Source organism: Rhodococcus sp. NPDC057297 (assembly GCF_042667435.1).
In the GTDB taxonomy this organism is placed as follows: domain Bacteria; phylum Actinomycetota; class Actinomycetes; order Mycobacteriales; family Mycobacteriaceae; genus Rhodococcoides.
The window spans coordinates 1-1,450 of record NZ_JBHUZE010000018.1 but is presented as its reverse complement, the minus strand read 5'-3'; the positions used below and the strand labels follow the sequence as shown (position 1 = coordinate 1,450).

The following is a 1,450-nucleotide window of genomic DNA, read 5'->3' as shown; positions in this document are numbered from 1 at the left end:
AGCCTGAGAGGTGATGCGTAGCCGATTGAGGCGAATTCAGTGATCCTATGCTGCCGAGAAAAGCCTCTAGCGAGCTTTCACACGGCCCGTACCCCAAACCGACACAGGTGGTCAGGTAGAGAATACTGAGGCGATCGAGATAACTATGGTTAAGGAACTCGGCAAAATGCCCCCGTAACTTCGGGAGAAGGGGGACCTCGTCCGGTGATCATCCTTGCGGTGTGAGCTGGGTGGGGTCGCAGAGACCAGTGAGAAGCGACTGTTTACTAAAAACACAGGTCCGTGCGAAGTCGTAAGACGATGTATACGGACTGACGCCTGCCCGGTGCTGGAAGGTTAAGAGGACCGGTCAACTGCACTTGTGTGGTGAAGCTGAGAATTTAAGCCCCAGTAAACGGCGGTGGTAACTATAACCATCCTAAGGTAGCGAAATTCCTTGTCGGGTAAGTTCCGACCTGCACGAATGGCGTAACGACTTCTCAGCTGTCTCAACCATAGACTCGGCGAAATTGCATTACGAGTAAAGATGCTCGTTACGCGCGGCAGGACGAAAAGACCCCGGGACCTTCACTATAGCTTGGTATTGGTGTTCGGTTCGGTTTGTGTAGGATAGGTGGGAGACTGTGAAGCGGTGACGCCAGTTACTGTGGAGTCGTTGTTGAAATACCACTCTGATCGTATTGGATACCTCAACCTCGGACCATGATCTGGTTCAGGGACAGTGCCTGGTGGGTAGTTTAACTGGGGCGGTTGCCTCCCAAAATGTAACGGAGGCGCCCAAAGGTTCCCTCAGCCTGGTTGGCAATCAGGTGTCGAGTGCAAGTGCACAAGGGAGCTTGACTGTGAGACTGACAGGTCGAGCAGGGACGAAAGTCGGGACTAGTGATCCGGCACCGGCATGTGGAAGCGGTGTCGCTCAACGGATAAAAGGTACCCCGGGGATAACAGGCTGATCTTCCCCAAGAGTCCATATCGACGGGATGGTTTGGCACCTCGATGTCGGCTCGTCGCATCCTGGGGCTGGAGTAGGTCCCAAGGGTTGGGCTGTTCGCCCATTAAAGCGGCACGCGAGCTGGGTTTAGAACGTCGTGAGACAGTTCGGTCTCTATCCGCCGCGCGCGTCAGAAACTTGAGGAAGGCTGTCCCTAGTACGAGAGGACCGGGACGGACGAACCTCTGGTGTGCCAGTTGTTCCACCAGGAGCACCGCTGGTTAGCTACGTTCGGAAGGGATAACCGCTGAAAGCATCTAAGCGGGAAGCCTGTTCCAAGATGAGGTTTCTCACCCCCTTTGTGGGGGTAAGGCCCCCGGCAGACCACCGGGTTGATAGGCCAGAACTGGAAGTGCAGTAATGCATGCAGGTGACTGGTACTAATAGGCCGAGGACTTACCACAAAGAAGCTACGCGTCCACTGTGCAATATCTGAAACAACACACGAAAGTTGTATTT

1 rRNA gene (cut by a window edge) is annotated in these 1,450 nt (G+C 54.4%); it reads left to right on the top strand.

Annotation, left to right across the window (positions count from 1 at the left end):
• Positions 1 to 1,395: ribosomal RNA gene (locus ACFULT_RS27110) — 23S ribosomal RNA — on the top strand (it extends 1,864 nt beyond the left edge of the window).
• Positions 1,396 to 1,450 lie beyond the last annotated feature (55 nt).